Raw genomic sequence first — 23074 nt, 5'->3', positions numbered from 1 at the left:
GAAACCGTCGGCCTGACCTGCTTCCAGTCACACGCTCTCGGGGGCAGATAGCGCCAGCACATCTTTAGCCATCGCCTGCATGATGCGCTGCCTAGAGAAGCGCTGAACAAACTCATCGCGCAAAGTAGGCTGCAAGCTAAGTTGCTTAAAAGCGCCCAACGCCGACTCTATGTCACAGGGAGCAAAAACCGCTGCGTTCGGCACCTCTTGACGAATAAAGTCCGCAGCATAACCTGCGACTCCAGCCCAAATAGGCTTGCTTGATGCAGCATACTCAAAGAGTTTAGAGGGCAGGACTCGACGGAAAGCTTTGAAATCATTCAAGTGCAGGAAAAGAATATCCGCATCACGATAAATATTCAGTAAGACACTTCGCTTGACCGGCTTAAGTAACTCAACATTATCAACGCCCGCCGAAGAGAGCGCCATTTCCAGCTCGGCGATTCGACCGCCGTCGCCGACCACCAAAAAATGAGCCTGCTCCCGCAGTCGGGCTGCCAGCGCGGGGATGACATAGTGCAGGCCCTGCCCATCGCCTATATTCCCTGCATAGACAATACGCAACGGACGCGGCGGACTCTCATTGATTCCTGCGAGTGGCTTGTTGAACTCAGCATCTACGCCATTAGGGAACAGACTGAATACCTTGTCTGGGTATCGCGGCTGAAAGTAAGGCAAGAATCCTGGAGAGACCAGATTCACTTTATTTGCCCGGCGCAGACAGAACTTCTCCAGCCCAGAAAATACCCAATGCAGCGGCCTGAACAGACGAGAGGGAAATGCCTCCGCCAGTGTCTCGACAAAAATGTCGCGGATATCCACATAAAACTGGGCACGCTTGTCCAGCGCAAGTAATGCCCCTAGAACCGCCGTCATAAGGCGGGATGAGGTAGCCACCACCACGTCGTACTGCTGGCCACGAGAGAGCCGCCAAGCCCCCCACGCAAAATGAATGAACAGCAAGACCTGCCCCAGAATCCCCCGCCGAACCTTAGGTAGGATCACCCTCCTGATAGTCAGCCCCTCTCGAGCCTCGGCGCCCAGAGCTGCAGGTGAGTAGGTGCCATAGCGAGAAGGCTGGGTGGTGATCACATCGATCCTCAGCCTGCCAACTCGCTCTGCGAGTAGAGCATCAACTAGCGCCGAGGCCCGGAAAGATCCGGCACTAAGATCTGGTGGATAATAAAAACTGAGCAGCAGGATTTTCGGAGTTTTCAACTAGATGTCTCTCTTACGGGAGTCATCGACCTGCCCCCTTTTCAGTACTCGACTTCAAATACGCTTCAATTTTAGCTCCAAGGCCGGACAAATCGAAGGCCAAGGCTTTTCCTTTAGCGACAGAGAGATACCCAGCTATATTTTCCTGGTTAAGCACATGACGGCCGACACGCATGTCTTCGAGAAACATGCGATTAAATTTCTCATGGTAATGCCGGGGATCTTTGTAATTCGATATGTCGTCAAGAAAGTCTTGATCCTCATAGCCCAAGACACGTACGTTATGCATATTCTTCGACTGACTAACGATGTACTGAACGACATCCTCATGCAGGCGCGCACGCTCTGGCTGAGTCTGATACAAAATAGAAAAGTGTATCCTCGAGTACGGAGGAAACACATAGTAAAAGTTAGTCTTTGGATTACCCCTTGCATGCGCAAGCACATGATCATCGACGTATGCAAGAATCTCAGATTTACGAGACAAATACCTTGACTCATCGACAAGTACCGGCACTCCTACCCTTTTTGCGGAGTCGGCAATAGTTTTAAACGCACTCTTAATTTGCCCATTATTTACCGCCGACAACCACTTATCTAACCCTCCGAACCGACTGGCATGGTCCGGATGCATAAACCAGGCATTGGGACGATCCAGCGACTTTGCCTTACCAACGCAACGTGGATCCACAGACCAACGCAGCAGGCACAGAAAATACTTATCGTTGTAATACGCCTTGAAATCATTCAGACGATTATTATCATACAGATAACTCCAAGTTTCCTTGGGGTAATTCGGATGATCGTACCCAGGTGAAAGATACGTATAATCCAATGAATAGACCACATTGCGCAGGGATTTCTTGCCAAGCACATAGGACAAAACCAGAGAACGCTCATAATGCAACGAGCTAGACATAGAAATGTTTACAAACTCTCCTCCCAGCACTCGCCCCGCCTCAGCAGCTGACGAATTCTCCAGCATGCTTGTACCTAGAATTATCGAATCAAAATCGTAATTACGGACAATCCCTGCAACCTGTTGCCGCATGTCCTTATCAAAAGTCGGCGACCGCCCCCATGCCGCATGAAACAACTGCAGCGGATCATAAAAATAAAGCGCGACGGGCAAGACAGAAAAAAGACCCGCGGCGAAAAAAAAGAACAGATAGATCGCTAATTTATAATTAATTTTATTCATGGTTAGAAATTAAAATATATAAATTCTGAGTAGGTCGAAAACAGCGAAGCGGTTAACGCGAATGCCGCCAGAAACGAATAAGCAAGCGGCTGGAAAAGAGCCACCCCTCTCGCCGGAGCCGTATACTGACTCGTATTCCGGAAGAATAAAACCAGCGCAAAAGCCCCTAGCAACCATAGATAAACCGTGAGCTGCCCCGCTGCCAAACCCGGGATAAGCAGGCTGGCCAACGAATCAAATTTATAGTTCTGAAGACTTGCAGCGGCCCTGACCAGAGCGTCTGAATCGAAGAGGAACATGCCTTCGAGCACCTTGAAGGCGGACTCAAGATCCTTGGCCCGAAAGAAGACCCAGGCAAAATTTACGAAGTTGAACGTGAGAAACCATCCTAGCAAGGCAGGCATGCGCAGACCGAACTGCTGCCATGCTCGATGAATCACCAAAGCCCCACCATGCAGCGCCCCCCAAATGACAAACATCCAGCTCGCACCATGCCACAAGCCCCCCAGCAAAAAGGTAGTGAACAGGTTGAGGTAGGTGAGTGCCGCGCCATTTCTATTACCGCCCATCGGTATATACAGATAATCCCGCAGGAAATTGCTAAGGGTAATGTGCCAACGTCGCCAAAAGTCTTGAATACTGAGTGCCTTGTAGGGCGAGTTGAAATTTATCGGCAGGCGAATATTGAAGAGTAGCGATGCACCTATTGCCATATCGGTATAGCCGCTAAAGTCAAAATACAGCTGGAAAGTATAGGACAAACTGGTTACCCAGGCCTCAGTAAAGTCGAGCACTTCCTTTTCGTCGAATCCTGGGGTTGCCCAGCCGGCAAAGGTATCCGCCAAGACAACTTTCTTGAAAAAACCGACACTGAATATGAAGAGCCCCAGGCAGATATTCCGATAGCGTCTGAGCATATTCCAGCGAGACGCAAACTGCGGCATCAACTGGTAATGATGGACAATCGGCCCGGCAATCAGGTGCGGAAAGAATGTCACGAACAGCGCATAGTTCAGGAAGTCATACTCACCGGTTTTCCCCCGGTAGCTATCAACTAAATACGTAATCTGGGTAAATGTGAAGAAGCTTATCGCCAACGGTAGGACGACCTTGGGCAAGGTCAAATCTTCATCGAGCACCCAGTTAAGGTTCTCAATGAAGAAGTCCACATATTTAAAGTAACCTAGCAGTACTAAGTTAAGAGTGATGCCGAAAGTCAGAATAGTTTTCTTAGAAAACCCAACACGTAAGTCGCCTTGACGTGCTAGCCCGCTACCCACGGCAAAGTTGAAGAGCATGGATATGACGATCAACGGCAGATAGGCCACATCCCACCAACCGTAGAAGAACAGGCTGGCAAGAACCAACCAGCACTTCCCTGCCACGACCAAACGCCGGTGGTTCAGGAAGAAATAGACCAGCACCGTGACTGGCAAAAAGAAGAAAATAAATTCATACGAACTGAACAGCATGTGGCGATCCTTTTATATCTTCAGCCCTAGAGGCTCAACCCACGATAAAGGGCCAACAATTCACTTTCTTGCGCTTCCCAGCTCAGATCAGCAGCGGCTGCCAAACAGTTCTGCGAATATTTCTGGCGGGCGGACGCATCCGCAACGAGAGACCTTAGAGCATGTGCCATGGACGCCCAATCGCTCGGAGCAACAAGAACCCCCACTTGCCAAGTGCGTACAACCCGGCGGATCTCCGGAAGATCCGAGGTGACAATCGGCAACCCCGCCTGAACATACTCAAACAGCTTGTTGGAGTCGGTTGTGTAATGGTTCAGGCAAGTATTCTCGATCGGCTGAACACCTATGTCAGCGGAAGCGGTATAGCTTGGGAGATCAGCCAGGGATACAGTCGGGATAAAACGAACCCTGTCACTCACACCGAGGCTTTCCGCCAGCTCTCTTAAAGAGTCGGCCAGGCTCCCGCCGCCGATGAAGACGAAGTAAGCATCCGGTACATCCCCAGCAAGCCGCACCAGCTCGGCCAAACCTCTACCAGGCTGTAGTCCGCCCTGATACAGAATCACAGGCCAGCTCTCGACCAGCTGCAACTCATCTCGGATACGCTGGCTGCGCTCGACGCGCTGCAAGCGTGGACGATTCTGCAGCACCAGCGGCCGGGCCACACCATAAGCCCGGGCAAAAAACTTGGCGCGCAGAGTAGTGGTGGTAATAGTAGCTTCAGCGCGGGGCATCAAGCTGCGCTCAACCAACGCGACTATTTTCCTGAAGCTCGAGTAACCCTCACGGCTGGTGCTGATCTCATGGGCATCATAAACAAGGCGGGCACGGCAGAGACGAGCAGCCAGCCAAGCCGTAGGCAGGGTGTTGACATCATGAGCATGAACCACATCGGGCCGCTGCAATAGAACATTACGTAACAGAAGGAAATGCCCCCAAGCACGCCCCATGATTTTCCAGAGTGCCGCCAAAGCACCAGCCTTCGCCTGATTGGCGGGCCTTGGCGCAGCGGTAAAGACGCCCAGCAAGGAATAGATCACCGAAGTAGATACCCGGCGAACCCATATGTCATTACCAAGCGGTTCTTCCACCATGGTTTTGCCTGGTACATGAAGCGCATTCACAACAACGCAATATCCAGCCATAGCCAGACTTTCCGCTTCTTTAAGCACACGAGCATCATTAAGGAAGTCGTTCCAGACAATCATTGCAATACGTGCCACAAGCCCCCCCCCCTTTATGCCATGTCCACTGACCACAGCCGAAACCCACAAAATAAAACCGCTCGGTTAGCACTCCAACGCATCGAGGGTGTCACGGAGCTCCCCGAGCAAAGCGAATGCACTGAGGTAGGCCCACTGAGCGCAGCGCTCTTCAAAGGCGAAAGCCAGCGCCGCCAGCCGTACCTGCAATGCAGATAAAGCGTGCAGTTCCTCGCTGCTCTCGCGAGCATGGGCAAAGACCTGATCTAGTCGCTCCAGCCCGAGCTCAAGAGGCCAGCCGCTGCCGATTGGCTCGAGTGTCCAACTCTCCCACCTGAGTGCCTTCAGGGAGTCTTTCAGTACATATGTGTTACCAAGCGTGATGTCCGGGTTATACAGCCGCAGGGGGAGCTCTCCGAGCGCACTCTGCAGGCGGAAAGGCACCGCCGCAAAGGCATCCACTGATTCTCGGATGTCGGCATCCAGCCAGCGCGAAAAAACCTGACAACGCGCCCACAACGCAGGACTGCAGCGCTCGACCAGGCTCCCCGGCTGACATGTGACAACAAGTGCTTCGGGAACCTGCCAGGCGCAGGACTCGATAAATGCCTGCTCCCTGCATGCGTAAACGACTTGAACATTGTCCAACGGACTCGCCTGCTCTGCCCAATCGTATAGGTGTGCCGCGAAGCCATCGCGCTCGATAACCGCCCGCAGTCTTACCGCTGCCTGCCCCGGATACAGAGTCAGCAAAGTCGCAGCGCGGTTCACCCGTTTCGTTTCCTGTCGGTTAAATGCCTTGAACAGAAAATGTTCGGCGCTCTGCCCTGCTCCAGCGCATGCCAAGTGCAGCGTCAGTTCGCCTTTGCGCCCCCCATCCAACTGTTCGATGTGCATCTCGCGGGTAGTCACGCCTGCCGCACTCAGGACCTCCCTTACCCAGGTCACACAGTGCTCGGGGGCAACCACGCCCCAGAAGTCAGGCTGCCCCTGCTCACGTCGACGAAGAAGCGCCTCACCTCCGCCACCATCGAGAAGCCCTACCGGCCCAGCAGCAAATTCGTCAGTTCGCTCAAGCGGATCACGGAAGGACTCGTCCCCATCCTCCTCCTCATCGAATACCCCTATCTGTTGCCCACCGAGAACCAGTAGAGCCCGCTCACGCTGACCATACAGGCGTTCGATGCTCTTCAGCGCCATCGCCAGACGGCTGAACATCTGTCTGCACAGCAACAGGATCAGGATACCCATCAGCAGCCCTTTGGCTTCGCCATAGAGAAAACTCCTGACCAGAAAACCGAATACCAGCAAAAAGCCGCAGGCAGACAGCACATCGATCAAACGGGGGAACTGGGCAATAGCCTTTTCGAGCAGGGCTGGCCTCCATGTAAACACCAGCTCAGCTAGCAAGAAACATGAAGCGAAATAGCCCAGCACCACGGCCAGCAACTGGCCGTTGCTCCAGCCCAGAAAGCTCAACACGCCGAGAGCAAATATCGAGCCGCCAGCTATCGTGATAACCCCTCGATAACAGCTCAGGGCGATCTTCTGCTGTTTTGTAAGTGCCTCACCCTCTTGGCGCTGCACGATAAGCCGGTCGCTCCCCGCTCGAGCGAAAGTAGCCCCGATGAAGTCCATCAGCAGATGCATCATGTACAACAGCGCTGCAGCTACTGACAGCAGTAGAATCAGCCGCTCTCGCTCGATACCCTCCAGGAATCGGGGAAAGTAGCCCGGTACGCCATGTGAGCCAAGCAGGATCATTACCTTTAGCGGCAATAGAAAAGCCACGATCTGAAAGACCTGCGAACACAGCGAAGCCAGAATCGAAGCAGGCACCTGCAGGGGAGCTACCCGTACAAGGCGGCCGATAAAGCTCGACAGCCAAGCCAGAACGGCAGAGCAGTTCGCGATCAAGACGGCCACCGCGAGGGGAAAACCTTGCTGAGCAACTGCGCCACAAGCGCGTCGACGTCATGGGCTGCAGTATCCAGCCTCACCTCCGGGCTTACAGGCTCTTCATAAGGGCTGTCGATACCTGTGAAGTCGACGATCTTGCCGCTACGCGCCATGTGGTACAGGCCCTTCGGGTCGCGCGCCTCACAAACCGCCAGCGATGTCTGTAGATGGACTTCAAAAAACTGCCCAGGCTCAAGCAGCTCGCGAGCCCTGGCTCGATCTTCGCGAAAGGGCGATATGAACGCAGCGATCACCACCAGGCCGGCATCAACCATGAGCTTGGCCGTCTCGGCTACCCGGCGGATGTTCTCGTGACGATCAACGGCGCTCATTCCAAGATCCTTGCACAGACCATGGCGCACATTGTCGCCATCCAGCAGCATGGTATGCAGCCCCGCACGTTGCAATGCCACCTCTAGCGCATTGGCCAGAGTCGACTTGCCTGAACCTGATAAGCCGGTAAACCAAATACAGACAGGTTGTTGCCCCAAACTCTGAGCCCGTACTGCAGGCGTAACACTACTGTGACTCCAAACTACAAACGACGCATTGTCGCTCTGCTTCTCGTACGGTGTATCAGCCATGCTCAGACCCAAGAAAAAATCGATACATAAATTTTAAGTGCAAGAAACCAGAAAGCCCTAAGCCTGCTGGCACTGCGCCCTGAAGGCGCATATCTTAAAAACTTACGAAACGCCCAAAAACACGAGCACAGCCTGTGTAGAAATTAATAAGCCGCCCATAGTGCATAAATCAAAATTAAACTGAAATTTCATTAACCAGCAAACAAACAGGATCACAAGTGGCCAGATAACAACACAACAGTCAAATCAAAAACCCAAGCAAAAAAACCTACTGTGCTTAAAATTTCTTCGGACAGTTATAGAGAAACTCATGAATGCTGATTAAAAATCACATTGCCACATGAAAATATCCCTCACAACTCAATAGCCAGAAAAATATTGAGCCAACTATTGAAAGCCTCATTAATTGCACACACCGCTATCTCATCTCCCAAAGCAATCGAGCTGCGTCTTCAGCGCCATTACGCCCTTGATAGCATGGCCGAACACACTCACCGAGAAAGGAGTCTATCGCCGAATCCAACTGCCTCTCACTGATATCGGTAAGCACCTTATAGGGACCAAAGTGAGCCGCCATCTCGACACGACGTAACTGATCATCGGCACCAGTCGACATATTGGGGACGAATAAGGTAGGCAACCCAAGCATAACGGCCTCACAGACCGAGTTATAACCACCTGCCAGAATGGAGAAATCAAATGCAGAGAAGTACCGGCTATTTGGGTAGTCCACTATCACACTATCAGCATCTAGATTAGGCTCTGGCTTCAACGCGATAGGCGACTGTCCCAATACAACCTCAATACCTCGCCGCTGCAAATGCTTGATCACGCGATCCTGTAGGTCGGCAATGCCGTTGATATTACCGGCACCTAGCTGCACATAAGCACAGGTGCAGTCTTCGGAAAGACGCAGCATCTTCCGGGCAGTTGCTCGGTCCAAGAGATCAGCTCGGTCGAGCAGGGCAATTGGGTCTACCCGACAAACCTTCTTATCAGCTTCTTCATTGACAGACCCCAACTCGGAGAGCTCACCTGGCGCGATGATGTTATCGAAGAGCTCGATATAGCCCTTAATCTTCTCCTGATCGACACCCGCCTTATACAGGCCACGTTTAACCCAGACATAGCGGATGCGGGTGTACAAACGCATGATCCGCTGCAACCCCAGATAGGGTGCCGTACCGTCAAACACCAGCGTACCGGGCCGATGAAGCGCCAGAACAGCCTCGATACTCTTAAAAAACAATTGGTTCCAGGCAGCTGGACTTTCATTAAGAAGTGCTGCCGGTGTTACATGGTGGCAAACGAAGCCAGCACGGTGCACCAAGGTAACGCCTATACTTGTGGTAAGAAACACAATCTTTGCATCCGGCTTCTGCTGCTGAAGACGGCGAGCGACCGCCAGAGTGCGGGTCAGATGCCCTAGCCCTGCACCATTGATAGGAAGAAAAAGATAAGTATTAGAGCACCCGATATATTTGAGTGAGCGCCAAGATGGAACCCTCAACCAAGCTGACTTTATTAAGCCTCGCGCTAAACCCCTAACATTAATCACGAAGCAAAGCTCCTATTTTATCTTGCGCCTCAAGCAACACCGCGCGCCACTCTTCGTCAACTGCCGGCGAATAAACTTTAAATTTAGACAGCCAGTCTTTGCTGTAAAAATCATCATTCCAAAAGCTAGTACACAAGTCACCTGCCGTTAGCTCACGAGTAATGCCATCTCTTACAAACCCATAGTAATCAGGCGACACACTATCAAGGGCAAAGTACTGATAGACCCTCACACCTGCCTCTAACAACTCAACAGCCACTGAGGAGTTAGGAACCACCGCAACATGCTCATGACCCGGAACAACATCAAAAACCTCGACACCCACCACCGAATGGATCTTTTCGACAGGCACGCGAGGGTGACGTTTAATGGAAACAGAGATAATATTTGGGTTATTTTTTAACGCTTCAATGCATATACGAACCTGCACCGCATCAAACACCGAACTCAGATACACCACAACATGAATGTTAGCAGGAAGCGAATTTGATAGATTAGCGATGCCCGGCAACTCAAAAACTCTAGGGATAACAAATACAGAGCCTTTTACAGGAGCAATCCCTTCATAAACTCTACGCGAGCGTACGTTCCTCAATATCGAATAATCGAAATCCAAAGCAGGGAATTTCTCAGTCACCTCTGCATGCTGAAGATAGAGCATCCGAACACCAAAAAGCTGCATGACCATGCTGAACGCGACTGGAAGGTCCGTATGATCGTTAGCAACCACCGCCAACTTAGTGGCATCAACACGATCAATCGCGCTCAGATAGACCCACCCAAACAACCGAGCGTAAGAAACCAGGTACTTATACGACGTAGGGCATATTTTAATTCGCACGGTATAAATCAGCGAAAGAATAAATATCAATATAAAAACAGACCGCGTTTTTGGGCTGTGCCTCGAGCGGGTCTGCTCGAAAAATGAAACATTATTAACTCTCGAGTACTTGACACTCTCCCCCAAAGAAGAGAAAGCCTCTGCAAAATACCGAAACTCTCGCTCATTATTTTCCGAGGCACCACAAAAAAGCACTTGAGCATCAGGAAAGTCAAAATTTCTTACCGCACCCGCGAAAAGCTCGCGCTTTAAATTCTTCACGACAGCGCCAATGCTGCGAAAGCCTTTAGCAAAGGCATATTTCTCCGTGACCTTCTCCGTAATATAAATCTCAGGAACTCGCCCATAACCTATAATCTTGAAATTTCGCTCCAAACCCTTATAGAATAAAAAGACAAACTTGATCGCTGCTAGGACTTTCACGATGTAACCTCAGAGCCCGACACATACGAAACCAAATACTGCCCAACGTCCAATGCCACAGCACCATTCTTTGCCGCTTGAGCTATAAATATCTTACCAATAAAGCCAGCAGAAATTAAAAATACAACTCCTGGGCCGGCAAGGGCCGCTATCTCTTGCTCATACCGACGATACACAAAGGGCAAAGCCCCCTCTTTCGAGCTAGCAAAATCTTCACCACGAAGCAGTCGATGAGTTGGAATATCGATAAATGAGTACTTGGCACAAGAAAAATAGTCTGCCATTTTATCCGAACTCAACCCCGAGACGACAACGACTTTATCGGCCTGCTCACAGATTTTATCCAAAAATTCTGCATTAAAAATAAAGAGATTACTTTGATCCTCAACAACCAATCGCGAACTTAGCAATGGCGCACTTCCTTTCATCACCGCCAAAATTCGGCACATCAGAGAGTTCACTGGATAGGCATCAGCCTTTATCAAGTTAAAATCTCTAATCAGTCGACTTACCGTCGGCACCCCAAGGATAGAGGCAACGCCAATACTGTCTCTGAAGCGCGAGACAAGTTCGGCTCTCAACGCATCATCAAGACCGCTCCCCCACCAGTGCAGCTCTTGGCGAAGCAAACCCTCCTCAGTTACAAACTCTCCATCGCTGTCAAAACCATAACACTCGCCATCGCCAAGCCTGATATATGCACATGCCTCACGCGATCGGATCCTCTCTAAAATATATGAACGGATTTCTTCCTGCCTACTTGGAGCATAACGCGCATCGGTATAGTTTTGTGCCGCAGGAACCCCATCAAAAATCGGCTTTAAAAACTGAGAGTAATAGCGAGAGATATAAAATGGAAGCGCGCAAAATGCACGCTCAAGTGAAAGGATGTCGCCTTGGCCGCCCAACTCACGCTCATACATATTGAGCTTCACAAGCGCTGGAGCCGAAAATTCAGCGAAGTATATATCTCGCCACTTCAGAAGTAAGTCTTCTCGCGAATCCCGGACAATCCGAGCAATCATCTTCAACTTCAAATGCTCAGATATATCCCCACTTCTCACGTTTGCGGACTCCAAGACCCCAAAAGTATCAGCAGCGCTATATCTCCCCACAACAAATTTGATCAGCAGCCCCTTAAGCTTACGCACCTGACGTTCAGGCCCGCCATACGTACAAATTTTATTGATCACGCCTGAAATATCCTCCCTCGCCAAATCCCTAAAGTCTTGAGCAAAGTAGGATCTAATTCGAATGTAAGAACGCAGCTCCTCACAAACAATGCCACTGCACTCTTCAAGAAGTAGCCGCCCAACTACACTAGCACTGTCAATCTCTCGATCAAAAAACCTATAGCAATATACCGGCACATGATCTTTCTTACTCAGCCATACATTTACCTCTTTCACAGGCTCAGTACTAGAAAGAAGCTTCCTTTCTCGATGCTTACTCAACAGTAAGAGGTAGGCATTAATAATCGCGTGTTTTGAAAGACGATAAAGGCGCCGGACCTGCCCATACCCAAGGCGATAAAGGCGCCGACTCAGTCCATACCACTGCTTAGCAAGCGAATAGAGAAAACCTTCCTTAGAGTCAAATTTATATTTCACGCCTCTATCCCTACTTTCGCTAAGTCTCAAGCAGCCCCGCTGACACAGCAGGTAAGCCCCTAAACTGACGGCACAAGAATTATGCTATCTAATATTCAGCTCATTCATTTACCGAGAGAGGCCCACGTGACCGGAGTCCCACGAGAAATATCTCTGACAACTTTTACACCCACCAATTGGTCAAAATACTTCGGCTCCAAACCCAACCCCGGCCTAATGCGTCGGATATCCTTCTCGGTAATCACATCACCGGCCTTGAGGTCCCGAACATAATAGATAGACCGGCGGAACTGCTTGTTACCGCTCTCCGCCTGCTGTCGCTCAAAGCCGGGCTTGCCCAATGCCAACCAAGCGTCCTGGGTATCCTGACAGAGGCGCTGTAACTCGTGCGGCTCTAGCGAAAATTCGCTGTCCGGCCCCTTGTCTTCCCGGCTGATGGTGAAGTGCTTTTCGATCACGCAGGCTCCCAGCGCAACCGCAGCCACCGAGACGGTAGTGCCGAGGGTGTGGTCAGACAGGCCGGGGATGGTGCCGAAGCGCTCAGCCAATACCGGCATCTGCATGAGATTGGCCTGGTCGACCGGTGCCGGGTAACTGCTGATGCAGTGCAGCAGCACTAACTGCTGACAACCTGCTTCGCGCGCAGTGGCTACAGCCTCTGCGATCTCCTCTTCGGAGCACATACCCGTGGACATGATCATTGGCTTGCCCGTACGTGCCACATACCGAATCAATGGTAGGTCAGTCGCCTCGAACGAGGCGATCTTGTAAGCGGGCGCCCCAAGCTCTTCCAGCAGGTCAACGGCGCTCTCATCGAATGGGGTGGAGAAGATGGTGATACCCAAGCGCCCAGCATAATCGAATATCTGTTTATGCCACTCGAAAGGTGTTTCCGCCCACTTGTACAGGTCATACAACTTGTAGCCGTCCCACAATCCACCGCGGATCATGAAGTCTTCACGGTCGCAATCGATGGTCATGGTGTCCGCGGTATAGGTCTGCATCTTAATGGCATGAGCGCCACTCTCATATGCGGACTTTATTGTCTCGAGTGCTCGCTCCAGAGAACCATTATGGTTCGCAGACAGCTCCGCAATCACGTAGGGAGGAAAGCCTTTGCCGATCTTTCTACCGTTGATTTCACAGATCATGGGATACACCAGTATTGATTATATGAGGCCCAAAAAAACATTAATATAAAAATTTACGAAGACTTTACCACTCCCAATTCGCCAGCCAATAATCCGGCGAATCAGGAATCTATTCAGGCGCTCGACTCCACAGCCACTCGCCCCTAAAAACTACAAACATCCGCCTGACCGCAAAATAAGCAAAAAACTCAAAGAATAATAAACTGATATATCAAATATAAAAAATCAGAGCCAGTAAGCTTTTAAAGTATCAGACTCCATTCCCGCAGATGAAATAAATTCAGAAAAATACCTTATATAAAGCTCACGATTACCTTCTGCATTTGCTTTCTTTATCAACGCTCTTGTGAAACCATCGAAAAACGATGCCTTTCCAAGCTTGGAGCTATTAAACTCAGCAAAAATTAATTTCTTCATAGCCCTTAGGTTTTTTTCACTTATATAAGGCAAGATCTCTCTAGAAATGTCCACTCCGCGAGCAGACAACCCACTATTGGCATTTTCTATTAGGGCGACCTCCTCCATGTCTATTTTTTCCCCCATAAGAAAATTAAAAAATGAGCCTAGAAACAACTTAGCCCCAAGAATAGTAATGGACTCAAACGGAACGACTCCGAAGTCTTCGCCAAAATCCGACTCCAACGTGTCGGCTATATTGCACCAAGAGATTCTATGTATATCGATACTCTCGATAAACTCTTGGAATGACAATGTTCTGCCTTCCTTGATTTGCTGCAAATAGCAAGACTCTATAAAGCTATCTTGCTTTCTAACAATTAAGACTACACGGCAATCTTGATTTTTAAAAATAGCCTTGAGCGATTCAGAAACGGCCTTCACATGAGTATATATTCCTTGGTAGCGATCAAGTGCTGAGTGCCCCAGAATACCCTCCCATGAGATAAGAATTTTTCCGCATGGCGAAAGCCTTATAGCTTCATCTATGTATTCTCTCGTTTTCTCTACACTGTCAAAAAAGCTATGTTCGCTCATCGCCTTTTCAGTATTTGCAATTGCTCTGAAATGCCTGATGAAAGGTGTATCAACTAGATCCTCCACCAGCAAATAATCTAAATCATATCTCTCTCTAAAAAGCGCTCTATTTTCCCTCATGTTTTGTTGTATCAGCGTTGATGCTGACTTATGGGCACCAATATGGATATATACTTTTTTTTTCATGGCTGCCACATCAAAGTATTCATTATATTATCTGGAATAAACGCCTATAAGCGCTCTATATTAAATAATCTTCTACAGCAACTTTGGAAGTTTGCCATTCTCGCTGCAGTAGACCAAAACAGTAAACCGACTGATAGCCAGAGCCATCGCTGTGTTGCTCACGAAGACAACCTTCCTCCATGAAGCCCAGCTTACGATGCAGCGCCAGCGAGCGGGGATTGCCCTGCAGCACCTGCGCGGAGACCTTGTGTAACCCCAAATGGGTGAACCCATAGCTCAAGGCCAAGCCGAGCATGTGCTTACCCGTGCCCTTGGGAGCATCCGGAGTTGCGTGAAAGCCCCACTCGGCAATGCCACCAACGGCTGACTCGCTAAAGTTGATGAAGCCCAGTAACGCTCCGCCCGACTCGAACACCAGTAGATGCTTGCGCGGATTGGTAGACGCAGCAGCAAACCATGCCACATGCTCACTCCAGGAAATCTCTCCGGAGTTGAACATGTAGCGACGCACCTCAGGATGGTTTCGCCATGAGAGAACGGACTGGAGATCCCTTTCCTCCATGACCCGCAAAAGTCCTTCGCTGCCTTTGCTCATGCTGACTCCAACATGTATGAAGCGACTCGACCTGCACCGTCTCCATCACAAACGGCCGCGGCACTTAGATTGAACGCTCCCAGGGTCGTAGAAACCTCGGTAAGTGCCGGGGCAAGCTTCTGCGAAATATCCGCAACGCCGCCAAGCCAGCGAGCAGCCTTGGCCTCATGCAGGGCTTGCGCTCCCGGCAGCTGATTGTCCGCGAGGGTCACTAGCAGCGTGGGGAGCCCGAGACTGCAGCGCTCCCATGACGAGCCACCGGCGGCACCGATGGCAAGGTCACTATTAGCCATCAGCTGCGCCATGTCTCGGACGTTGACCAGAACCTCGCCGGAAAAAGGCAGCTCTTGCAGCAACGCCTTCACCCGCTCAATCCACGGTGCGGTCGAACCCATGATCACGCTAACATGACTATCCGCTGACAGGCCGCAGTCGCGAAGGGCCCTAAGTACCTGAGCCGTGGCATTCGGTAGATCCACGCCGCCCATGCTGACGAGTATCTGCCGGACGCCAGCAAGCCGGCTACGGCGCTGCAGGCTGTAGCTGCGCAGCTGCGCAAACTCAGGACGCAACAGGGCGTACTGAGCCCCCGCCAGGACCACGCAGTGGTCAGGAACCAAGCCCTGATAAGCCTGGGCTGTACGGCCAAGATTCTGGTCGAGAAGGAGGTCGCTCAGATGCGTGCGGTCAGCCAGATCATCGATCACCAGCAGGTTGCCGCAATGTGCCCGCAGGACACCCTCCCAGTGGGCATCCAGCGCATAGTGATCCACCACCAGCCAGTCGGGGCAAAGTTGCTGCACAAGCGGCGCACAGTCCCTGGCGTCTTGCTCCTGGGTAACCCCTAGCCATTGGGCGTGAGCCAAAACGTCGCCAACAGGTGCGTCCGCTGGCACTGCGAACGAATGCACGGGATAGCCGCGCTCTCTTATCAGCGTCAGTAGGTTGCCTGGATGCTCACGGCAGATGAAATGACACTCGCCGCCCCGGCTACGCAAGGTGTCGGCAAGCGTCAGACAGCGGTAAATATGCCCAGTACCGATAGCGAGGGAGGCATCGGCTCGGAAGACAACCTTCATCACCGTCAACCCAGCTGCGCTTGCATGGCCTTGAACAGCCATTCCGCCCGCACCCAGTCTTCCTGGGTGTCGATATCCTGGACACGATGACGGGGCAGCATAATAGGGGCGGAGCCCGACCCAAAGATCGGATCACCGCGCAACCAGGCAGAGGCACACCCCCAGTAGAACTGGCCGGCATCGTGAAATGCCTCCTCCAAGTCCTGGGAGCGCGTGTTGAAATGCTCGGGATTGAACATGGCGACCCGCCCAGCCTCTGTCAGGCGAATGGCCCGCTGGATGGGGAAGGCATAACTGGTGACCGTAAAGGCGTAGTCGCTGCCCGTCTGTAGCAAGACCTCCAAGCCACGCCGAATATCCTCAGCCTGCACGAAAGGGGCCGTCGCGTAGAGGCAGCAGGCCAGTTCAACAGCATGCCCTTCATCGTTGAACCACTCGATGGCGTGCTGGATGACCGGGATGGTTCCGGTGTGGTCGTCCGCCAGCTGTTGTGGCCTGATAAAAGGCACTGTGGCACCGTACTGCCGGGCCACTGCGGCGATTTCCTGGTCGTCGGTGGAGACAATCACTTGATCGAAAGAGCCGCTCTGCAGAGCGGCTTCGATCGACCAGGCCAGCATCGGCTTGCCGCAGAACAGTTTGATGTTCTTGCGCGGAATACGCTTGCTGCCGCCCCGCGCCGGGATGACTGCCAGTCTCATGGTTGCAGCGCTTTCTTCAGCGCCGAAACCACCACATCCTGCTGTTCCTCACTCATGGTCTGGAACATTGGCAGGCTGATGGCCTCTGCGTAGTAGCGTTCAGCCTCAGGGAAATCGCCAGCCTGGAAGCCCATGCGCTGGTAGTGCGGCTGGGTATGCACGGGGATGTAATGGAGATTCACACCAATGCCCTGCTCGCGTAGCGCGGCGAAGACCTGGGCATGGGTTGTACGCAGCTCATCCAACTGCAAACGCACCACATACAAGTGCAGGCCGGAGTATGAGTCCGGGTGCTGCCAGGGCGTGACCACAGGCAGATCTGCAAGCAGCTTGTCATAACGCTCGGCCAACTGATGCCGGCGCGCAACATACTGATCAAGCCGCTCCATCTGGCTTACGCCCAGCGCAGCCTGCAGCTCGGTCATGCGGTAGTTGAAGCCCAGCCCTATCTGTTGGTAGTACCAAGGGCCATCAGCCTCGTGGGTCATCTGCTGCGGGTCGCGGGTAATGCCATGACTACGCAACAGCGCCATGCTCTCAGCCAGCGCGGAATCGTTGGTCAAGGCCATCCCACCTTCCGCCGTGGTGATGATCTTCACCGGGTGGAAGCTGAATACCGTTATATCGCTGTAGCGACAATTGCCGATGAACTCGCCCTGATACTTGCCGCCGATGGCATGTGAAGCATCCTCGATGACCTTGAAGCCATAGCGCCGAGCCAGCTCGTCGATGGCCTGCATGTCACACGGCTGCCCACAGAGGTGAACGGCAACGACAACTTTCGGCAGTTTACCTTCGCGCTCTGCCACCTCGAGCTTGGCGGCAAGGGCTGCCGGGCTGAGGTTGTAGGTGTGCGGATCGATGTCGACAAAATCCACCTGAGCGCCGCAGTAAAGCGCGCAGTTGGCGGACGCCACGAAGGTTATCGGACTGGTCCACAGCCAATCTCCCTGCCCCAGCCCCAGTGCCAGGCAGGCAATATGCAAGGCTGAGGTGGCGCTGTTGACCGCCAGGGCATGCCCGGCGCCCACATGCCTAGCCACGGACTGCTCGAAACGCGGCACCATCGGTCCCTGCGTGAGGAAGTCCGAGCGCAGCACTTCGATCACCGCATCGATATCAGCCTGAGTGATGTCTTGCCGGCCATAGGGGATCATGACTTAGATGCTCCCGATCTTTTCGCGGTTCACATCAATCCATGCCTGCAGATCAGCATCGCTCATCCACTCCGAGTTGTTATCACTCGCGTAGACGAAGCCTTCTGGCACTTTGCTGCCGTCCTTGATGCGCTTCTCACAGGTAGCCCAGTTGTTGATGGTGGGCAGAATCTTGAAGTGCTCCGGATACTCATAGGTGTAGTAAGCGTCTTCGGCACTGATCATCTGCTCATGCAGCTTCTCGCCAGGGCGAATACCGATGATCTCCTGACGTGCCTCGGGGGAAACAACGCGGGCCAGATCGGTCACCTTCATCGAAGGGATCTTCTTGACGTAGATCTCGCCGCCTTCCATATCCTCGAAGGCATGCCAGACCAGCTCGACGCCCTCTTCGAGGGAGATCATGAAACGCGTCATGCGGGCATCGGTGATGGGCAGAACCCCCTGGTCCTTGATCGACATGAAGAACGGAATGACCGAGCCACGCGAGCCCATGACATTGCCGTAACGAACCACGGCAAAACGGGTGTCGTGTCCGCCAGAGTACGAGTTGCCGGCGACGAACAGTTTGTCGGACGCCAGCTTGGTGGCGCCATACAGGTTTATCGGGCTGCTGGCCTTGTCGGTGGAGAGCGCCACAACGCGCTTGACCCCTTTATCGATGCACGCATCGATCAGGTTCATGGCGCCGTTGATGTTGGTCTTGACGCACTCGAAGGGGTTGTATTCGGCGGTCGGCACGATCTTGGTGGCGGCGGCATGTACCACATAGTCCACGCCATCCAGAGCGCGGTAGAGGCGGTCCTTGTCACGCACATCGCCGATGAAAAAACGTACGCGTGGGTCGCCCTGGAACTTCTTGGCCATGTCCCACTGCTTCATCTCATCACGCGAGAAGATGATGATTTTCTTGGGGTTGTACTTGGCCAGTGTCATCGGCACGAAGGTGTTGCCGAATGACCCGGTACCGCCGGTAACCAGAATTGTTTGGTTGGTAAGCATCAGATAATCCTCTGGTCGCACTCAGGCTTTGACGATGTTGTCAGCAGGACTGAGATACCTGCCACGGGAGTCGACAATCAGGCTGGCGCAGCGGCGGATCATGTCGAAATCAAATTTGTCGTGGTCGGTCGCAACCAGGATGCAGTCATAGCTGCGAACGACCTCCTCACTGAGTGCCACGCTGGACAGGTCGAAGTGGTGCTCGCGCATCTTCGGGAACACCGGGACATGGGGGTCGCTGTAATGAACCTCGGCGCCCAGGTCACGCAGTTTCTCCATCATGAATACGGAGGGCGACTCGCGCATGTCGTCCACATTCTTCTTGTAGGCGATACCCAGCACCAGAACCCGACTGCCATTGACCGACTTCTTGCGCTCGTTCAGCGCACCGCTGACCTTGGCAATCACATAGTCCGGCATGGCCGAGTTGACCTCGCCCGCCAGCTCGATGAAGCGCGTATGCAGACCATATTCGCGCGCTTTCCAGGTCAGGTAGAACGGGTCGATCGGAATGCAGTGGCCACCAAGTCCAGGCCCCGGGTAGTAGGGCACGAAACCAAAAGGCTTGGTAGCCGCAGCACGGATCACTTCATGAATATCGATGCCCATTTTGTCAGCGACGATCTTCATCTCGTTGACCAGGCCAATATTCACGGCACGGTGGATGTTTTCCAGCAGCTTGGTCATTTCTGCGGCACGCGTGCTGGAAACCGGAACAACGCGGTCAATCACCTGGCCATACAGCGCCATACCGATTTCCTGACAGGCCGGGGTGTGACCGCCACAAACCTTGGGAATGGTACGCGTCGTGAAATTAGGGTTGCCCGGGTCTTCACGCTCTGGCGAATACACGAGGAAGATCTCGTTACCCACTGCCAGGCCACGCGACTCGATACGCGGCAGCAGCTCTTCATCCGTGGTGCCAGGGTAGGTGGTGCTCTCCAGCGAAACCACCTGCCCAGGGCGCAGATAGGGCACCAGCGAGTCCGTGGTGTCGAGTACGAAGCTCAGGTCAGGCTCACGATACTTGTTCAGCGGAGTCGGCACGCAAAGGATCAGCGCATCAACCTCGCTGGCCCGCGAGAAGTCGGTTGTTGCCTCGAACCCACGTTCCACGGCCTGGGTAATGGCGGCACCCGGAATATGCTCAATGTAGCTCTTGCCCTGGGCAATGCAGTCGATCTTGGATTGGTCGATATCGAAGCCAACTACTTTGTAGCCCACTTCTGCATAGCGCAAAACCAATGGCAGGCCAACATATCCCAGACCAACAATACCAATACTGGCAGAACGATCACTCAACCGATCAAGAAGCTGCTGCTTCATCTCAAAACTCCTATCTAAAACAAATATGCAGGGGCGCGCCTCTTAGCGAGAGGCAACCGCCATACTTCCGCGCGTATCCAGGAGCCGTTGACGCCCCTGTAGCAGCAGTGACTCTTCGTTGAAAATCCGGTGGTCGACCAGGAAAACCAGAACGTCAGCGGTCGCCGCAATGGAGAAGTCGACCAGTTCCACCCCGGCATCCTGCAAGGACTGCGGAGGCTCCTGGATATGGGGTTCGACGGCAACTACTTGAGCCGGGTAACGCCTGGCGATATCGAGCGTAATCGCCAGCGCCGGGCTTTCCCGCAAGTCATCGATATTGGCCTTGAAGGCCAGGCCGAAGCAGGCAATCTTGAGCTCGCGCCGCGACTTTCCGGAAGCCAGCACGACATCCTCAACCAGTTGGTCGACTTTATTGCACACCCACTGCGGCTTGCTGTCATTCACCTCTCTGGCCGTGCGGATCAAACGCGCTTCCTGCGGAGCCTGGCTGACGATGAACCATGGGTCCACAGCAATGCAGTGCCCACCGACGCCGGGACCTGGCTGCAGGATGTCGACACGCGGATGGCGGTTGGCCAGACGAATGAGCTCCCAGACATCCACTCCCAAGGTGTCGCAGATCACCGAAAGCTCATTGGCGAAAGCAATGTTCACATCCCGGAAGCTATTTTCTGTCAGCTTGCAAAGCTCCGCCGTACGTACGTCGGTAGTGATGCAATCACCCTCCACAAACGCTTTGTAGAGCTGAACCGCCCGCTCGGCGCACTTGCCGGTCATGCCACCGATCACGCGATCGTTCTGCACCAGCTCGCGGAGCACATGTCCCGGCAACACCCGCTCCGGGCAATGTGCAATACGGATGTCAGAGTCCTCGCCCACCTGCTGCGGGAAGCTCAAGTCAGGGCGCTCTTGCGCAAGCCAAGCCGCCATGCTTTCCGTCGCACCAACCGGAGAAGTGGACTCGAGAATGACTAGGTCACCCTTTTTGAGCACAGGAGCAATAGAGCGAGATGCCGCTTCTATATAGGACAGGTCAGGCTGGTGTCCGTCCTTGAATGGGGTAGGAACCGCAATCAGAAAAGCATCAGCCGGCTCAGGAGTGGTCACAGCCCGCAAATACCCCTCGGTTACTGCAGCATGAACCAGCATATCCAGATCCGGCTCGACAATATGGACGCCCCCTCGATTGATGGTTTCAACCGCAGAAGGGCTAACGTCAACACCAATGACCTGGATCTTGCGCGATGCAAATACGGCGGCTGTTGGCAGACCGATATAGCCCAGTCCAATCACGGATACAGCTTTGAACTTCATGTATTTTTCTCTGCCCATGTCGCAAGGGCCGTGAGTATTCGCATACAGGCCTGGCCGTCACCGTAGGGGTTATGCGCCTTGCTCATGGCTTCATAGGCTTGTTGGTTGCCGATTAACTGATCAATGTTCGTGCAGATGCCATCCACCGAGGTACCAACAAGTCGCACGGTACCCTCATCGACAGCCTCTGGCCGCTCGGTGTTTTCCCGCATCACCAGTACCGGCTTACCCAAGGAAGGCGCCTCCTCCTGGATGCCACCGGAGTCGGTGAGAATCAGATACGCCCGGCTCATCAGGAAAACGAATGGGAGGTAGTCCAACGGCTCCAGCAAGTGGATGTTGTCAACACCACTCAGCAGTTGCTGAACAGGCTCGCGCACCTGCGGATTTAGATGCACAGGATAGACCAGGTCTATATCCGGATAGCGCTCGGCGGTACGCCGCAGCGCAGCACATATTCTTTCGAAGCCGCCACCAAAGCTTTCCCGGCGATGCCCGGTGACCAGAATCAACCTGCGCTTTTCTTTCAGAAAGTCAAACTGACTCGACAGTTCCTGATGCAGCGCCTGGTCTGCTTGCGACTTGCCGACGGCCAACTGCAGCGCATCGATCACGGTATTACCGGTGACCTGAATACGCTCAGGTGCGACGCCTTCTCGCAGCAGATTCTCGCGTGACGCCACGGTGGGCGCGAAGTGCAGCTCAGCAAGCCCTCCGACCAGTCGTCGGTTCGCTTCTTCTGGCCATGGCGAGTAAAGATCACCCGTGCGCAACCCGGCCTCGACGTGACCAATGGGAATCTGCTGATAGTAGGCGGCCAGGCTGGCGGCCAGCGCCGTGGAAGTATCGCCATGCACCAGCACGATATCCGGACTGAACTCCGAGAGTACACGGCGCATACCCTGCATCACGGCGGTAGTGATGTCGGTAAGGTCCTGGCCAGGCTTCATTATTTGCAGGTCAAAGTGCGGCTGGATATCGAACAGCTCCAGCACCTGATCCAGCATCTGACGATGCTGGCCGGTCACGCAGACTCCGACCTCGAAGCGCACATCGCCCCTCAGCGCCAGCACGAGGGGCGCCATCTTTATGGCCTCCGGCCTCGTACCGAAGACACACAACACTCTGAGAGACATCAAAAAATCCTTTTCGCGGTCACACCGAAACCAGTCGGGACCACACGGCTGCCATCGCTCAGCCCTAGATAAAATAAAAAATGAGAAGAACTCGCTCTGACGCGAGTCACTGGGCAGTGGGCTTAGCCACCCCACAGGAAGCGCGAGCACGTCACTGAAACGGATGGCAAATCGCCATTATACGCCCAGAAACTGGCGCCACAAAACCACCAGCCATCGCGAAGACCAATCGAACGCCTGTTCGCTAAAGGCCACACATTGTACAAAATTTGGAGCAAAACCCATACTTACCCCAAGGGAAAGTGCGGAGTCAGCTCCCCCTCCCATATCCCATTGCCATCAGTCGTGGATACAGCCAATCTA

The 23074-nt window shown here is 53.1% G+C and carries 19 protein-coding genes; all 19 read right to left on the bottom strand.

What is annotated here, in order from left to right:
- Window positions 1-27: 27 nt before the first annotated feature.
- On the bottom strand, window positions 28-1218 hold the full coding sequence (locus H3H45_RS06720) for a glycosyltransferase family 4 protein (RefSeq protein ID WP_182832930.1): 1191 nt from the start codon (window positions 1216-1218) through the stop codon (window positions 28-30).
- A gap of 22 nt (window positions 1219-1240) precedes the next feature.
- Window positions 1241-2419, bottom strand: a complete 1179-nt coding sequence (locus H3H45_RS06715; RefSeq protein WP_182832929.1) for a hypothetical protein — start codon at window positions 2417-2419, stop codon at window positions 1241-1243.
- A gap of 2 nt (window positions 2420-2421) precedes the next feature.
- The gene (locus H3H45_RS06710; protein ID WP_182832928.1) at window positions 2422-3891 is read right to left on the bottom strand and encodes an MBOAT family O-acyltransferase; all 1470 of its coding nucleotides are present in this window, start codon (window positions 3889-3891) and stop codon (window positions 2422-2424) included.
- 26 nt (window positions 3892-3917) lie between these two features.
- Window positions 3918-5099 carry a glycosyltransferase gene (locus tag H3H45_RS06705; RefSeq protein ID WP_182832927.1) on the bottom strand — a complete coding sequence of 394 codons (1182 nt, stop codon included), beginning with the start codon at window positions 5097-5099 and terminating at the stop codon, window positions 3918-3920.
- An 81-nt stretch (window positions 5100-5180) separates the two neighbouring features.
- On the bottom strand, window positions 5181-7019 hold the full coding sequence (locus H3H45_RS06700) for a hypothetical protein (protein WP_182832926.1): 1839 nt from the start codon (window positions 7017-7019) through the stop codon (window positions 5181-5183).
- Window positions 7007-7636: an adenylyl-sulfate kinase gene (gene cysC, locus H3H45_RS06695; protein ID WP_182832925.1), complete on the bottom strand. Its 630-nt coding sequence runs from the start codon at window positions 7634-7636 to the stop codon at window positions 7007-7009. Before cysC ends, H3H45_RS06700 begins: the two co-directional genes overlap by 13 nt.
- Window positions 7637-8054: 418 nt before the next feature.
- Entirely contained in the window at window positions 8055-9194 is a 1140-nt protein-coding gene (locus tag H3H45_RS06690; RefSeq protein WP_182832924.1) for a glycosyltransferase family protein, read from the bottom strand.
- Window positions 9187-10458 (bottom strand): hypothetical protein, encoded by a 1272-nt coding sequence (locus H3H45_RS06685; protein ID WP_182832923.1) that lies wholly within the window; start codon window positions 10456-10458, stop codon window positions 9187-9189. Before H3H45_RS06685 ends, H3H45_RS06690 begins: the two co-directional genes overlap by 8 nt.
- Window positions 10455-12068, bottom strand: a complete 1614-nt coding sequence (locus H3H45_RS06680; protein WP_182832922.1) for a hypothetical protein — start codon at window positions 12066-12068, stop codon at window positions 10455-10457. Before H3H45_RS06680 ends, H3H45_RS06685 begins: the two co-directional genes overlap by 4 nt.
- Before the next feature lie 104 nt (window positions 12069-12172).
- Complete coding sequence (gene pseI, locus H3H45_RS06675) at window positions 12173-13219, bottom strand: pseudaminic acid synthase (RefSeq protein WP_182832921.1); 1047 nt, start codon at window positions 13217-13219, stop codon at window positions 12173-12175.
- 225 nt (window positions 13220-13444) lie between these two features.
- Entirely contained in the window at window positions 13445-14398 is a 954-nt protein-coding gene (locus H3H45_RS06670) for a hypothetical protein (protein ID WP_182832920.1), read from the bottom strand.
- A gap of 55 nt (window positions 14399-14453) precedes the next feature.
- Window positions 14454-14993 carry a UDP-4-amino-4,6-dideoxy-N-acetyl-beta-L-altrosamine N-acetyltransferase gene (gene pseH / locus H3H45_RS06665; protein WP_235983377.1) on the bottom strand — a complete coding sequence of 180 codons (540 nt, stop codon included), beginning with the start codon at window positions 14991-14993 and terminating at the stop codon, window positions 14454-14456.
- Window positions 14990-16114, bottom strand: coding sequence for a UDP-2,4-diacetamido-2,4,6-trideoxy-beta-L-altropyranose hydrolase (gene pseG, locus H3H45_RS06660; protein WP_235983370.1), 1125 nt, complete (start codon window positions 16112-16114; stop codon window positions 14990-14992). Before pseG ends, pseH begins: the two co-directional genes overlap by 4 nt.
- Window positions 16078-16773 carry a pseudaminic acid cytidylyltransferase gene (gene pseF, locus H3H45_RS06655; RefSeq protein ID WP_182832919.1) on the bottom strand — a complete coding sequence of 232 codons (696 nt, stop codon included), beginning with the start codon at window positions 16771-16773 and terminating at the stop codon, window positions 16078-16080. The genes pseG and pseF overlap by 37 nt, the downstream gene beginning before the upstream one ends.
- A complete protein-coding gene (gene pseC / locus H3H45_RS06650; RefSeq protein ID WP_182832918.1) occupies window positions 16770-17930 on the bottom strand; it encodes a UDP-4-amino-4,6-dideoxy-N-acetyl-beta-L-altrosamine transaminase in 1161 nt (386 codons plus the stop codon). Before pseC ends, pseF begins: the two co-directional genes overlap by 4 nt.
- Before the next feature lie 3 nt (window positions 17931-17933).
- Window positions 17934-18932 (bottom strand): UDP-N-acetylglucosamine 4,6-dehydratase (inverting), encoded by a 999-nt coding sequence (gene pseB / locus H3H45_RS06645; protein ID WP_182832917.1) that lies wholly within the window; start codon window positions 18930-18932, stop codon window positions 17934-17936.
- Between the two features lie 21 nt (window positions 18933-18953).
- Window positions 18954-20258 (bottom strand): nucleotide sugar dehydrogenase, encoded by a 1305-nt coding sequence (locus H3H45_RS06640; RefSeq protein WP_182832916.1) that lies wholly within the window; start codon window positions 20256-20258, stop codon window positions 18954-18956.
- A 42-nt stretch (window positions 20259-20300) separates the two neighbouring features.
- Window positions 20301-21575 (bottom strand): UDP-N-acetyl-D-mannosamine dehydrogenase, encoded by a 1275-nt coding sequence (wecC, locus tag H3H45_RS06635; protein WP_182832915.1) that lies wholly within the window; start codon window positions 21573-21575, stop codon window positions 20301-20303.
- Window positions 21572-22711, bottom strand: a complete 1140-nt coding sequence (gene wecB / locus H3H45_RS06630; protein ID WP_182832914.1) for a non-hydrolyzing UDP-N-acetylglucosamine 2-epimerase — start codon at window positions 22709-22711, stop codon at window positions 21572-21574. The genes wecC and wecB overlap by 4 nt, the downstream gene beginning before the upstream one ends.
- Window positions 22712-23074 lie beyond the last annotated feature (363 nt).

Origin of the sequence: Aquipseudomonas guryensis, from assembly GCF_014164785.1 — a bacterium.
Classification (GTDB): Bacteria; Pseudomonadota; Gammaproteobacteria; order Pseudomonadales; family Pseudomonadaceae; genus Aquipseudomonas; species Aquipseudomonas guryensis.
The sequence above is the reverse complement of the archived record's forward strand: the minus strand, read 5'-3'. Positions and strand labels throughout refer to the sequence as shown.

What these genes read in the sequence shown, in the direction of transcription:
- H3H45_RS06715 (WP_182832929.1), bottom strand. Translation starts at nt 2,419, where the DNA reads ATGAATAAAATTAATTATAAATTAGCGATCTATCTGTTCTTTTTTTTC.
- H3H45_RS06710 (WP_182832928.1), bottom strand. Translation starts at nt 3,891, where the DNA reads ATGCTGTTCAGTTCGTATGAATTTATTTTCTTCTTTTTGCCAGTCACG.
- H3H45_RS06705 (WP_182832927.1), bottom strand. Translation starts at nt 5,099, where the DNA reads ATGATTGTCTGGAACGACTTCCTTAATGATGCTCGTGTGCTTAAAGAA.
- cysC (WP_182832925.1), bottom strand. Translation starts at nt 7,636, where the DNA reads ATGGCTGATACACCGTACGAGAAGCAGAGCGACAATGCGTCGTTTGTA.
- pseI (WP_182832921.1), bottom strand. Translation starts at nt 13,219, where the DNA reads ATGATCTGTGAAATCAACGGTAGAAAGATCGGCAAAGGCTTTCCTCCC.
- H3H45_RS06670 (WP_182832920.1), bottom strand. Translation starts at nt 14,398, where the DNA reads ATGAAAAAAAAAGTATATATCCATATTGGTGCCCATAAGTCAGCATCA.
- pseH (WP_235983377.1), bottom strand. Translation starts at nt 14,993, where the DNA reads ATGAGCAAAGGCAGCGAAGGACTTTTGCGGGTCATGGAGGAAAGGGAT.
- pseG (WP_235983370.1), bottom strand. Translation starts at nt 16,114, where the DNA reads ATGGCTGTTCAAGGCCATGCAAGCGCAGCTGGGTTGACGGTGATGAAG.
- pseF (WP_182832919.1), bottom strand. Translation starts at nt 16,773, where the DNA reads ATGAGACTGGCAGTCATCCCGGCGCGGGGCGGCAGCAAGCGTATTCCG.
- pseC (WP_182832918.1), bottom strand. Translation starts at nt 17,930, where the DNA reads ATGATCCCCTATGGCCGGCAAGACATCACTCAGGCTGATATCGATGCG.
- pseB (WP_182832917.1), bottom strand. Translation starts at nt 18,932, where the DNA reads ATGCTTACCAACCAAACAATTCTGGTTACCGGCGGTACCGGGTCATTC.
- H3H45_RS06640 (WP_182832916.1), bottom strand. Translation starts at nt 20,258, where the DNA reads ATGAAGCAGCAGCTTCTTGATCGGTTGAGTGATCGTTCTGCCAGTATT.
- wecC (WP_182832915.1), bottom strand. Translation starts at nt 21,575, where the DNA reads ATGAAGTTCAAAGCTGTATCCGTGATTGGACTGGGCTATATCGGTCTG.
- wecB (WP_182832914.1), bottom strand. Translation starts at nt 22,711, where the DNA reads ATGTCTCTCAGAGTGTTGTGTGTCTTCGGTACGAGGCCGGAGGCCATA.